The organism is Conexibacter stalactiti, from assembly GCF_033542075.1.
Taxonomy (GTDB): Bacteria; Actinomycetota; Thermoleophilia; order Solirubrobacterales; family Solirubrobacteraceae; genus Conexibacter; species Conexibacter stalactiti.
In genome coordinates, this window is record NZ_JAWSTH010000151.1 from 1 (window position 1) to 11,703 (window position 11,703).

The 11,703-nt window shown below is 73.6% G+C and carries 8 protein-coding genes and 1 pseudogene; 2 read left to right on the forward strand and 7 right to left on the reverse strand.

Annotated elements, in window-relative coordinates; all coding sequences use genetic code 11:
* Positions 1-474, reverse strand: a pseudogene (locus tag R7226_RS29580) (hypothetical protein); the annotation flags it as partial.
* A gap of 212 nt (positions 475-686) precedes the next feature.
* On the opposite strand from R7226_RS29580, the gene mnmA reads away from it, so the two are divergent.
* Entirely contained in the window at positions 687-2,195 is a 1,509-nt protein-coding gene (gene mnmA, locus R7226_RS29585) for a tRNA 2-thiouridine(34) synthase MnmA (RefSeq protein ID WP_318601076.1), read from the forward strand.
* Here mnmA and R7226_RS29590 read toward each other — a convergent pair.
* Both R7226_RS29590 and R7226_RS29595 read right to left on the reverse strand, forming a co-directional pair.
* Positions 2,174-3,940 carry a hypothetical protein gene (locus R7226_RS29590; RefSeq protein ID WP_318601077.1) on the reverse strand — a complete coding sequence of 589 codons (1,767 nt, stop codon included), beginning with the start codon at positions 3,938-3,940 and terminating at the stop codon, positions 2,174-2,176. The two genes, mnmA and R7226_RS29590, sit on opposite strands and share 22 nt — an antisense overlap.
* 34 nt (positions 3,941-3,974) lie before the next feature.
* Complete coding sequence (locus R7226_RS29595; protein ID WP_318601078.1) at positions 3,975-4,898, reverse strand: D-isomer specific 2-hydroxyacid dehydrogenase family protein; 924 nt, start codon at positions 4,896-4,898, stop codon at positions 3,975-3,977.
* Between the two features lie 180 nt (positions 4,899-5,078).
* Here R7226_RS29595 and R7226_RS29600 point away from each other — a divergent pair, with 180 nt between their 5' ends.
* Complete coding sequence (locus tag R7226_RS29600; protein WP_318601079.1) at positions 5,079-7,226, forward strand: hypothetical protein; 2,148 nt, start codon at positions 5,079-5,081, stop codon at positions 7,224-7,226.
* Between the two features lie 119 nt (positions 7,227-7,345).
* Here R7226_RS29600 and R7226_RS29605 read toward each other — a convergent pair whose 3' ends face one another.
* The 4 genes from R7226_RS29605 to R7226_RS29620 form a co-directional block, all read right to left on the reverse strand.
* Positions 7,346-8,317, reverse strand: coding sequence for a TolB family protein (locus R7226_RS29605; RefSeq protein ID WP_318601080.1), 972 nt, complete (start codon positions 8,315-8,317; stop codon positions 7,346-7,348).
* A gap of 75 nt (positions 8,318-8,392) precedes the next feature.
* On the reverse strand, positions 8,393-9,979 hold the full coding sequence (gene aceB / locus R7226_RS29610) for a malate synthase A (protein WP_318601081.1): 1,587 nt from the start codon (positions 9,977-9,979) through the stop codon (positions 8,393-8,395).
* Positions 9,976-11,253 (reverse strand): (Fe-S)-binding protein, encoded by a 1,278-nt coding sequence (locus tag R7226_RS29615; RefSeq protein WP_318601082.1) that lies wholly within the window; start codon positions 11,251-11,253, stop codon positions 9,976-9,978. The genes aceB and R7226_RS29615 overlap by 4 nt, the downstream gene beginning before the upstream one ends.
* The coding region (locus R7226_RS29620; protein ID WP_318601083.1) for an FAD-linked oxidase C-terminal domain-containing protein at positions 11,253-11,703 on the reverse strand (451 nt) is incomplete at its 5' end. The genes R7226_RS29615 and R7226_RS29620, both read right to left, overlap by 1 nt.

Genomic DNA, 11,703 nt, shown 5'->3' on the forward strand with positions numbered 1-11,703 from the left:
GGCTCCGCCGGGGCCGCCGCTCTGCGCACCGGCAGCGCCGCCGGCGCCCGCGACGACCCCGCCACCGTCGCCGGGCGCTCCCGCGGCGCCGGCGTCGCCGCCGGCAGCGACGTCGAACACGTTGCTGCCGGCGCTCGAGCCGCCGCCGCCCGCGGCGACGATCACGAGCGATCTGAGCACCTCGCATCTCTCCTCGACGCAGAGCCCGGCGAACGACGAGACGCCGCCTTCACCCGGATAGATCGTGCCGGCCGACGGCGTCCCGTCGATCGCGTAGCCGCCGGCCCAGCCGACACGGACCATCATGTATCTCGCTCCGTTGACCGGCACGGTGCCGGACACGGCCGCGCCTCTGCCGCCGAGCGTTCCGCCACCTCTGCCGCCGGTCGCGCTGAGCTGCAGCTGGGTGGCGCCCGGCGGCAACGTCACTCTCGTCACGCCCGATCTCTCGATCGACTGCCAGCCTGGCGGCATTCTGAACGCCTGCGCCGCTCCGCCGCCGATTCCAAGTCCTGCCAAGCCTGCAGACGCGGCGGCGACGGCCGCGACCCTGCGTCGAGCGAGCATCTGAGTCCCGAGTCCCTTCGTGATCAGTCCTGGTCGGTCGACGTAACGGGTGCCCGCGCTGGAAGTTGCGCGCGCGCAGCGATCCGTGGTCCGCGATCGCCCCTCTAGACTCGACTGCCGTGGATCGCGAGCTGTTCGAGCATCACCTCACCTCCGCGCACGGGCGCGGGCGGGCGCCGCAGGGCGCGGCGATCGGCGTCGCCGGCACGAGACTGTGCGGCGACGTCGTGCGGATCGCGCTGGCGCTCGACGACAGCGGACGACGCGTCGGCGCCGTCGGCTGGGAGGCGGAGGCGTGCGGCGCGACGATCGCGTCGCTGAGCGCGGTCGCCGAGCTGGTCGAGGGGATGGACCTGCTCGAGGTCGCGCGGCTCGGCGCGCGCGACGTCGATGCGCAGCTCGGTGGTCTCTCGGCCGGCAAGTTCCATGCCGCCGAGCTGGTCGCCGACGCGCTCGCGCGGGCGCTCGGCACGGCCGTGCGGGAGCGCGGCGCGCTCGCCCCGCCGGCCGACGGCTCGCCGCGGACGCTGGTCGCGATGTCCGGCGGCGTCGACAGCGCCGTCGTCGCGCTGCTGGCCGGCCGCGAGCAGGGCGACGCGGTCGCCGTGACGCTCGAGCTGTGGGCCGACGAGGCCAACGACGGCGAGCGCTCCTGCTGCTCGGCGCAGGCGGTTCGCTACGCGCGCGCGCTCGCGCACCGTATGGGGATGGCGCACCTGACGCTCGACCTGCGCGACGAGTTCCGCGCCGGCGTCGTGACCCCGTTCCTGGAGGACCATCGCGCCGGGCTTACGCCGAACCCGTGCATCCGCTGCAACGGCCACGTGCGGCTCGACGCGATGCTCGAGTTCGCCGACCGCCTCGGCGCCGCGACGCTGGCGACCGGCCACTACGCGCGTGTCGAGCACGGCGCGGACGGCCCGCTGCTGCGCGCCGCCGTCGACGCGTGGAAGGACCAGACCTACATGCTCGCCGCGCTCACGCCCGACTCGCTCGCGCGGATGCGCTTCCCGCTCGGCGAGCTGACGAAGCCGCAGGTGCGCGAGCTGGCCGCCGAGGCGCAGCTGCCGGTCGCCTCCAAGCCCGACTCTCAGGACCTCTGCTTCCTCGCCGGCACCAACCGCTCCGACTTCCTCGCCCGCCACGCCGGGATCGAGCAGCAGCCGGGGGAGATCGTCGACAGCGGCGGCCGTGTGCTCGGCCGCCACAGCGGCCATCACGGCTACACCGTCGGCCAGCGCAGAGGGCTCGGCGTCGCCGCCGAGGAGCCGCTGTACGTGCTGCGGACCGAGCCGGCGCGCAACCGCGTCGTCGCCGGCACGCGCGCCGAGCTGGCGACGACCGCCGTGCCGCTGCGCGGGGCGCGCCTGCATCGCGACGGCGCGCGCGTCGACCGCGTCAAGCTGCGCTACCGCGCCAAGCCGCTGCCGGCACGGCTGGTCGGCGACCCGGCGCCGGGCCCGCACCGGCGCCTGGAGGTCGCGCTGGAGCAGCCGGTCGACGGCGCCGCCCCCGGCCAGATGGCCTGCCTGATGGAGGGCGACGTCGTGATCGGCTGGGCGACGATCGGCCGGCCGGGCGCGGTCGCGCCGCAGCCGGCCGCCGCTCAGTCGTCGTCGTCCGGGTAGTAGTTGGTGTCGCCGACGACGATCCCTCTGCCGACGGGATCGTCTCTGCCCTCTCTGGAGCGCTCGATCCCGATCGTCTCGGTCGCGACTCTGCCGTCGAGGTAGCTGAAGCGGATCGCGCCGCCGGCGAGGATCTCGTACGTGCCGGTCTTGTCCGGCGGCATGCTGGCACCCCACACGAACGGCGTGCTCGTGCCGTCGCCCATCGTCGTCGTGGCGCTGTTGGAGCGCATGAATCTGCCGTCGGCTCTCAGCGCGATCAGGTAGTGCCAGGTCGTGCAGCCCATGATCAGGCCGCACATGCCGCTGAAGCCGCGATGTTCGAGGTCGACGTCGAGGCGAGCGCCGGGCTGCGGGATCGACAGCTCCCAGTCGAATTCCAGCTCGCCGAGTCTGACGTTGCCCGCTCTGTCGATGCTGCCGCTCAGCCCGCCGACGGTCAGCGCGCCGCTCCTCTCGTCGTAGGTGAACGGTCTGCAGCCCTCGTCGGTCGGTCTGCCGTCCTCATCGGCGGCGGTCGTCTCGGCCGTGCAGCGCGGTCTGCCGGCGGGCGGGAAGCCGTAGTAGGCCCATCTGTCGTCGAGGAACCAGACGGCGTGGTTGTCCCACGCGTACATCGGATCGACCTCGGTGCCCCAGAAGTAGCGATCGGCGAGCGGGTGCCTGACGGCCGCTCTTCTCGTGGGCGTTCTCGTCGCCGGGCGTCTCGGTCTCGTCGCTCTGCTCGACTTCAAGCGCAGCGCGACGGAGCCGCGTGCCGACAGCCTGCCGGCGGCGGTCGCGCGGAAGCGGACGGTGCCGGCGCGCGTCGCCCGCACCCTCACGGCGACGGTGCTCGCGGTGCCGGCCTTCAACGTCTTCAGCGTCCGCAGCCCGGGCTTTCCGCGCGGCGCGCCGGCGACCCGCACGGCGACGCCGCGGCTGCCGCTGACAGTCAGCTTCGTCGTGCGGGCGGCAGCGGTGCCGCCGTTGACGACGCGCAGCTTCAACGTCGTCCAACGACCGCGGGCGACGGTGCGCGTCGTCGTGCCGACGACGCCCGCCGACAGCTTCGCGACCTTCTTGACGGCCGCTCTTCTGGCCGGGGCAGGCGGCGGGGTGGTCGTCGTTGTCGTCGTGCTCGGCGCGGGGGCCGGCGCCGGCGGCTGAGGCGCGGGCGGCTGGGGGGCGGGCGGCTGCGGCTGCTCGGGCGCGACCGGCGCCAGCGCGAAGCCGGGGACGTTCTCGACCGCGGCGTCGGTGACGGGATCGGTGAGCGCGAGCGAGACGAGGCAGTCGTAGCCCTGCGCGACGAAGCCGGGATCGGCGAGCGCGTAGATCAACGTCGCGCCGTCGAGCTGACGGGCACCGTTCTGGCCGCTGCCGACTCTCGTGCCAGCGGCGTTGAAGCGCTGCCACTGGACGTTCTCGGTGGCGCCGGTCAGGCCGGCGAAGACCGTCCCCGGGTAGTTGCACGCGCCGCTCGCGGCGCGCGTGCCGAAGCCGCCGGCGAGCACGTCACCCTGCGTCGGCGCCTCGCGGAAGGTCGTGACGAGCAGCAGCGCGCCGCTCGCGTCGTCGTAGACGGCCTCCGCGCGCACGATGTCGCGGCCGCCGGGCAGCGCGTCCTCTGCCGGGTCCTCGACGGCGCCGCGGAACTGCGTCGCGCGGGCCGGTGACGCCGCGAGCGCGCAGAGCACGGCGAGCGCGCACAGGACGATGCCGACCGCGCGTGCGGACGGCAGGGGACGGGGCACGACGGGCACGAACGACCTCCGGGACGAGTGGCAACCTGCCAGGTCAGTACCCGCGTGCGGGGTCGACGATGCCCAGCAGCTCACGATCTTCACGCAGACGGGCGACGTTCTCGCGCACGCGCTCGGCCAGCGCGATCCGCAGCGGGCCGGCCGGATTGGCGGTGTGGGGCGTGATCAGCGCGCGCGGCTCGCGCCACAGCGGATGGTCGGCCGGCAGCGGCTCGGGGTCGGTGACGTCGAGCGCGGCCCCGGCGATCGCGCCGTCGGCGAACGCCCGCACGAGCGCGTCGGTGTCGACCAGCGAGCCGCGCGCGACGTTGACGACCCACGCGTGCGCGGGCAGCGCGGCGAGCGCGGCGGCGTCGAGCAGGTGATGGGTCTCGGCGGTCGCGGGGGCGCAGAGGACGACGGCGTCGGCGCGTGGCCACAGCTCGCCGACGCGCGTGAAAGGGACGATCTCGGCGGCACCGGGAACCTCGCGCCCGCTGCGGTTGACGGCGAGGACCGTCACCCCGAACGGCTCCAGCATCGCGATCAGCGCACGGCCGATCCCGCCGGCGCCGATGATCGCGACCGTCGTGCCGAACAGCGTGCCGCCCTCCAGTGCGTCGCCCTGCCACGAGGACGCGCGGGCGCACTCCGGCAGCCGCCGCAGGCCGGCGAGCAGCAGCGCGAACGCGTGCTCGGCGGTGATCGCGCCGTAGGCGCCCGTCGCCGCCGTCCAGCGGCGCGCGCCGGCGGTGTCGATCAGGCCGCTCTCGAGCCAGTGCTCGACCCCGGCGCTCGGCAGCTGCACCCAACGGATGCCGTCATGCAGCAGCGGCTGGAGCTGCTCCGGACTGCCGCGCCAGACGATCGCCTCGGCCTCGGCGACGGCGCCGACGAGCGTGCCGCCGCCGTCGCGAACGGCCTGTTCGAGCTGTGGCGAGGGATCGGGACCGACGTGGACCAGCAGTTCCGTGCTCATCGAAGCGGCACGGTAGCGCGCGCGGCGTTCACGGTGACGCTCGTCGCTCAGTCCACGCGACGACGACCACGTGCGGCCGCTGCCCGTCAACCGCGTGATCATTTGGTTGAGGTGCGTTGACCGGTCAAGGTGGCACGTCTACAGTCGCCGCGACCAATCTGCACCGGGGGTTCCAACGTCATGTCTTTGCTCCGCTCGCGGGCTGATGCCCGCGGCCCGTCGCTCCTGATCGCCTTGGCGGTCGCCGTAGCTTGTCTCGCCGTCGGCACGGCATCCGCAACCGCCCATCCCGGGCATGCCGGCCACGACGGCCGCATCGCCGGCATCCCCGACCTCCAGCGCGTTGGCGGTGAGACGCGACGCTACGACGCGCGCAACCACCGGTACGTCATCGAGCGCAGAGGTCAGCCCGACACCTACTATCACGCTGATCCGCCCAAGTCCGCGGCCTTCGCCAGCGCATGGGTCACCCTGCCTGCGCAGCAACTCGACCCGGTCTGCGCGACGAGCGGGAATCGGATCGTGCCCGTCTGGCACCACCCTGCTGGCGAAGGCACGGTCGCGGCGCCCGACCTGATCCGCTCGGTGATCCGGCGGATGAACTGGAAGATCAACGCTCAGTCGTCGCTGACGAGTGGCGGTCAGCGACTCCTGCGCATGCGCGTCGCGTGCGACAGCAGCGGACAGATCCTCGTGCGCGAGGTGGTCGCTCCAAACACGACCGACCCGAATGTCGTGCGAACCACGGTGCAGGGCGCGCAGCCGCCGGACGGCGCCGATGCCGTGAAGTACGCGGTCTTCATCGAAGGTGAGAACAGCGAAGCCGGCGGCTACGGATACCTCAGGACCGACACGCGGAAGACCACGTACAACGACAATCGCACCTACACGACGACCGGGATGACGTGGCGCGAGGGATGGGAGACCCACGTGCCGGTCCATGAGCTTGTGCATACGCTGGGCGGGTCGCAGCCGTCGGCGCCACTCGCAACCGCCGGTTTCCACTGCGTCGACGGTCTCGACGTGCTCTGCTACCAGGATGCGAGAGCCGGCCAACCGCCGGTTCCGTACATCGAGACGGCGTGCCCCAGAAACGGCTCGAACGAAACCGCGGTCGGTGTCCCGCTCGACTGCAACAACGACACCTATTTCGACGCACTCCCCGAGCCGGGCGAGTGGCTCGACACGAACTGGAACGTCGGTGGAGCGGAGAATCCGTTCCTGGTCGAGGACCCTGCCAGCCCGAGCACGTTGACCGAAACGCTCTACGACGACGGCGGCGGAGCGGGCTGGGGCTGGCGCACCTACAGCCTCGCCGCGGCCGCTCCGCAGCAGCCGCCGGTCGCCGGGAATCCGTCGGCCATCGCGTTGGACGGCAAGTCACGCGTCTACAGCCGCAGCAGCTCCGGGCACCTGACCGAAACGCTCACCGACTGGCTCGGCGGACGTGTCTGGAACGCCTACGACCTGACGGCCGACGCCGGCTCGTGGGCGACGATCGCGGGTGATCCGGCGCCCCTCGTCGTGGACGGTCAGCCACGGGTCTACGCGGTCAACGCGGCCGGAGAACTGTTGGAGTTCCTCTACGGGACCGCGAGATGGGAGGCGCACAACATGACCTCCGCGGCGGGCGCACCTGCGATCGCGGGCCGTCCGGCCGTGACGATGCTCAACGGCTACCCGCGCATCTATGCGCGCACGCTCGCGGGCGCTTTGATCGAGTTCGTCTGGAGCGGCCAGAACGGCAGAAGCTGGGAGTGGTACAACCTCCCCTCGAGCACGGACACGGAGAAGGTCGCGGGGGACCCGAGCATCGTCCTGGTCGCCAACAACCCGCACGTCTACTACCGCACGACCGACGGGCAGTTGGCCACGACGTACTACGGGCCGGTCGGCGGAGGCTGGGGATGGAGCCGCTCGAACCTGACCGCCGCGGTCGCCGGTCCGTCGCTCGCAGGCGACCCGGCAGCGTTCCTGATCGACGGCAACCCGCGCATCTACACAGTCAGCGACAGCGGCATCCTGACGGAGACGCTGCGCGGCACGAACTCGAGAGGGGTCGTGACCTGGAGCTGGTACGACCTCTCCTCGCCGTCGGGCGCGCCGCGCCTCGCGCCGCTGCGGCCGGCCGTCGTGATGCACGAGGGCGCTCCGCGGGTCTACTCCCGCACCGCCGGGGACCGACTGATCGAAACGATGTACGGCAGAGATGGCAGCACCTGGAGATGGACGTCCTACGACCTGACGTTCCACACCAGAGCCACGCTCAACAGCGCTCCCTCCGCGATCATCTTCGGCGGAGGCCCCCGGATCTACGCACGCGGGTAGCTCCCGTGCTGGGTTGAGCGCGTTGCGGAGCGAGGCGGCGCCGATGTGGCGTCGCCTCGTGCTTTCGCGCGACCGGCATCGAGAACGTCGGCGACGAACCGCGGACTGGCGCGGGGTCCTCAGCGCCAGCTCTGCCACGCCATCCCGCCGGCGCCGAGCGCGGCGACGTCGCTGACGGCGCGCATGCCGTTGAGCGCCGTTCTCGCTCTGCCACCCCCGGCGGGGATCGTGGCGATGGACGCCACGTTGCCGGAACGCAGGAAGGCGATCGTGCGGCCGTCGGGGGACCAGACGGGCCACGAAGCGCCGCCGGCGACTCTGGTCAGCTGTCTCAGTTGCGTGCCGGCGCCGCTCGCGCCGACCGCCATCCGCCACACCTGCCCGCTGCGCACGAACGCGACAGCGGTGCCGCCGGGCGACCAGGACGCCTGGTCGCCGCCGCCCTTGGTGAGCTGGGTGAGCGCACCGCCGCTCGCGTTGACCGCCCACAGCTGACCGGCGTGCGAGAAGGCGATCCGGTTCCGCGCGCTCCAGTCGGGCGCGGTCGCATCGCCGAATCTCGTGAGCTGGGTCAGCTCGGCGGCGGTCGCCGGCGCGCTGCCCATCGCCAGGCTCAGCGTGAAGATGTCCGTGACCGTGTTGGCGCTGACGCCCTGCCCGCTGACCCCCTGGAAGGCGAGTGTGGCGTTGGCAGCCGAGCCGAACCGCCCGGGGGCGAAGGCCGGCTGCACGTCGTTGGCGGTCTGCTGCGGCAGCAGCGTCAGGTTGGTGCCGTCCGCCGCGGCGACCGCGAGCTGGCCGTTGCCGAGCGCGGTGGTCGCGCCGAAGGCGACGACGCTGCCCGAGAGGTTGAACGACGCGCCGGCGCCGGCGAGGCAGTTCGGGCCTTGCGGATCCGCCGGCGTCGGCGGCTGCGAGCCGCATGCCTGCGCCGTCCACCCGAGCGGGCTTCCGCTCGCATATGGCAGCCCGGCGAAGATGCCGGAGGTGAGGCCGTCATCGACGTCCCCGGCGCCGTACGTCAGCGCAAGGCGGCCGTTCTGGCCCGGGAAGGTGGCGTCGGCGGCAGGAGCCACGGCGAGCAGAAGCACGCCGGCTGCGAGCGCGGCGCCTGCAGGAAGCGAAGAGCGCACAGATCAGACCTCGGTGTCGTGGTGCGCACCACGCTACAGCTGCTCGTAGGCCGGCAGCGTCAGGAACTCCTCGAGCTGGCCATTCAGCGCGACCAGCTCGAACAGCTCACGCGACGCGCGCGGCCGCGCCTCGGTCTCGAACCAGCGATCGTCGCCGACCTCGTCGCGGATCCGCTCCAGCTCCTCGACGGCGATCCGGCGGACCAGCTCGGCGGTGACCGTCGGGCCGTCGGCGAGCGCGCGGCCGTGACGGATCCACTGCCACACCTGCGAGCGTGCGATCTCGGCGGTGGCGGCGTCCTCCATCAGGCCGTGGATCGCGGCGGCGCCGTTGCCGCGCAGCCAGGAGGAGATGTACTGGATCCCGACGTTGACGTCGTTGCGCAGGCCGGCCTCGGTGATCGCGCCGGGCGTCGCGGCGACGTCGAGCAGCTCCGCGGCACCGACCGCGACCTCCTCGCGCGTGCGCTCGACCTGGTTGGGGCGCTCGCCGAGCACGGCGTCGAACTCGGCCTGCGCGGTCGCCACGACGTCCGGGTGGGCGACCCAGGTGCCGTCGAAGCCGTCGCCGGCCTCGCGCTGCTTGTCCGCCGCGACCGCGGCGATCGCCAGCGCGTTCGCCTCGGGGTCGCTGCGCGACGGGATCAGCGCGGCCATGCCGCCCATCGCGTGGGCGCCGCGGCGGTGGGCGGTGCGGACGAGCAGGTCGGTGTAGGCGCGCATGAAGGGGACCGTCATGCGTACGTCGCCGCGGTCGGGGAGGACGAACTGCGGTCGCTCGCGGAAGGTCTTGATCGTCGAGAAGATGTAGTCCCAGCGGCCGGCGTTGATGGCGGGCGAGCGGTCGCGCAGCTCGTAGAGGATCTCGTCCATCTCGAACGCCGCCGGCAGCGTCTCGATCAGCACGGTCGTCTTGACCGTGCCGGGCGCCAGCCCCAGCTCGTCCTCGGCGAGCAGGAGCACGTCGTTCCACAGCCGCGCCTCCAGATGGCTCTCCAGCTTCGGCAGGTAGAGGTACGGGCCAGAGCCGCGCGCGAGCAGCCGGGCGGCGCAGTGGAAGAGGAACAGCCCGGCGTCGACGAGCGCGGCGGCGAGCGGCCGGCCGTCGGCCAGCAGGTGCTTCTCCGGCAGGTGCCAGCCGCGCGGTCGCACCAGCAGCGTCGCGGTCTGCGCGCCGAGGCGATACTCGCGGCCGTCTGGCGCGACGTGCGCGATCGTCCCCGCGACCGCGTCGATCAGGTTCGCCTGCCCGGCGACGACGTTGCGCCACGTCGGCGACAGCGAATCCTCGAAGTCGGCCATGAAGCCGCGTGCGCCCGAGTTGAGCGCGTTGACGATCAGCTTGCGGTCGACCGGCCCGGTGATCTCGACGCGGCGGTCGCGCAGATCCGGCGGTGGCGGCGCGACCCGCCAGTCGCCGTCGCGGATCGCGCGCGTCCGCGGCAGGAAGTCGAGCGTCTCGCCGGCGGCGATCCGCGCGCGCCGCTCGCGGCGCGCGGCCAGCAGCTCCTGGCGGCGCGGCTCGAAGCGGGTGTGCAGGCGCCCGAGGAAGCGCAGCGCCGCCTCGCTCAGCACCTCGTCGCCGCGGTCACCCGGCGGGCGCTCGATCGAGACGCTCACGGCGACCGCCCCGTGATCGACGCGTGCAGCAGCTCGATCGGATGGTGGATCGGCAGCTCGCGCCCGAGCGCGCGCGTGTGGGCGGCGAGCTGCAGCGCGCAGCCGGGGTTCGCGGCCGCGACCGCCTGCGCGCCGGTCGCCAGCAGGCGCTCGGCCTTCTGCCGCCCGAGCGCGGCCGCCGGCTCGGGCTCGAGCAGGTTGTAGAGGCCGGCCGAGCCGCAGCAGATCTCCCAGCCCTCCGGCTCGAGCAGCTCCAGGCCGGGAATCCCCCGCAGGAGCTCGCGCGGCGCCGCCCGCACCCCCTGGGCGTGGGCGAGATGGCAGGCGTCGTGGTAGGCGACGGTCAAGGCGAGCGGCTGGCGAACGGCCCGCGGCTCGTGCGCGGCGAGCAGCTCGGTGACGTCGCGCACCTTCGCGGAGAAGGCCCGCGCCCGCGCGGCCCACGCCGGGTCGTCGCGCAGCAGGTGGCCGTAGTCCTTCATCGCGGAGCCGCAGCCGGCGGCGTTCGCGACGACCGCGTCGCAGCGCTCGAACGCCGCGATCGTCGCCCTCGCCAGCTCTCGCGCGGGCTCGTCGTCGCCGCTGTGGAGCTGGAGCGCGCCGCAGCAGCGCGGCAGGCGCGGCGCGAAGACGTCGAACCCCTCCGCCGCCAGGACGGCGACGGTGGCGGCGTTGACGTCGCCGAAGAAGACGCGCTGGACGCAGCCCTGCACGAAGCCGACCTGCCCGCGCGAGGAGCCCCGCGCCCGCGTGCGCTCCGGCAGGCGGCGCCACATCGCCCGCAGCGGGGTGCGCGGCGCCAGCCGCAGCAGCTCGCGGACGCGGCCGAGACGATCGGGGAGCCGGGCGGCGATCCGCTCGGCGGGCCGCGTGCGCCCGATCGCCGTCAACGGGGCGAGCGCGCGGAGGCGGCCCGGATGGGGGAAGAGCGCGAACAGCGCGTCGCGCCAGAGACGGTCGGCGCGCGTGCGCTCCCAGTTGCGCTCGACCTGACCGCGCGTGTCCTCGATCAGCTTGCCGTACTGGACGCCGGACGGGCAGGCCGTCACGCACGCCATGCAGCCGAGGCAGTTGTCCCACGCGTCGACCTGGGCGACGGTCAGCTCGCCGCCCTCCTCCTGCGCGGCGCGCATCAGCACGATCCGGCCGCGCGGCGAGTCCGCCTCCTCGCCCCACAGCAGGTAGGTCGGGCAGGTCGGCAGGCAGAAGCCGCAGTGGACGCAGGCCTCGATCAGGTCGGGCTCGGGCTGGCGGACGAGGTCGAAGCCGGCCATCACAGCGCTCCAGCGAAGAGGCCGGGATTGCAGCGCCGCTGCGGGTCGAAGCGCTCCTTCACGCGGCGCATCAGCTCCAGCTGCGGCGCCGCGAGCGGCCCCCACGGGTCGACGGCGGCGCGCAGCGCCTCCGGTCCGCTCAGCAGCACGCACGGGGACGGGGCGAGCGCGTCGCGCAGCCGCAGCACCGTCGCGGCAAGCGCGTCGGGAGCGTCGTCGGGCAGTCTCAGCCAGGCGAGCCCGTACGCGGCGCGCGCGACGACCGGCACGCCCTCGCCGCGCGCCGTCGCCAGCAGCGCGCCGAGCCGCTCCTGCGTCGCCGACACGCGCAGCACGGTGGCGCCGCGCTGGCCGTCGCGCTGCGCCGCCCACAGCGCGTCGTCGTCGAGCACCGTGTCGGCCTCCAGCCCGGCGTCGCGCAGCGCGCGCAGCGCGGCCGCGCCGCGCGCG

Bases quoted from the DNA above. Each gene is read 5' to 3' on its own strand.
- R7226_RS29600 (WP_318601079.1), top strand. From the start codon at position 5,079: ATGTCTTTGCTCCGCTCGCGGGCTGATGCCCGCGGCCCGTCGCTCCTG.
- R7226_RS29595 (WP_318601078.1), bottom strand. From the start codon at position 4,898: ATGAGCACGGAACTGCTGGTCCACGTCGGTCCCGATCCCTCGCCACAG.
- R7226_RS29615 (WP_318601082.1), bottom strand. From the start codon at position 11,253: ATGGCCGGCTTCGACCTCGTCCGCCAGCCCGAGCCCGACCTGATCGAG.